We start from the raw sequence: 557 nt of genomic DNA, 5'->3' as shown, positions 1-557 counted from the left end.
TTGGCGCGGAAGAACACGTTGCCCTGGGCCACCGAGGGGTTGCCGATGTTGGCAAAAATCCGGTCGAACTCGGGGTAGGCCTGGCCGATGCGCTCGACCGCCTCGGCGTAGCGGCGGGTGTACTCCAGCGTGGCGCCGTCGGGGCCGTTGATGACGGTGAGGATGACGCCGCGGTCCTCGATCGGGGCCAGTTCCTGCTTGGTGGTCTGCAGCAGCCAGGCGCTGCCAGCGGCGCTGCCCAGCATGACCAGCACCACCAACCAGCGCGCCCGCAGCGCGGCGCCCAGCAGCGCGCCATAGCCACGGGTAATGGCCGTCAGGCCCGCCTCCATGGCGCGGTCGAAGCGGTTGGGCGCGGGATTGTGCCGCAGCAGCTTCGAGCACATCATGGGCGACAGTGTCAGCGCCACGAAGCCGGAGACCAGCACCGCGCCGGCCAGGGCCAGCGCGAATTCGGCGAACAGGCGCCCGGTGCGCCCGGGCGTGAAGGCCAGCGGCGCGTACACCGCGGCCAGGGTCAGCGTCATGGCGACCACCGCAAAGCCAATTTCCTTGGC

General features: G+C 70.2%; 1 protein-coding gene. It reads right to left on the bottom strand.

What is annotated here, in order from left to right:
* On the bottom strand, positions 1 to 557 hold a 557-nt coding region (locus tag HA630_RS00545; protein ID WP_166832035.1), incomplete at both ends, for an efflux RND transporter permease subunit.

It is taken from the genome of Aquabacterium sp. A08, from assembly GCF_011742065.1.
Note: the sequence above shows the minus strand (reverse complement) of the source record. Positions and strands in the feature narration are given on the sequence as shown.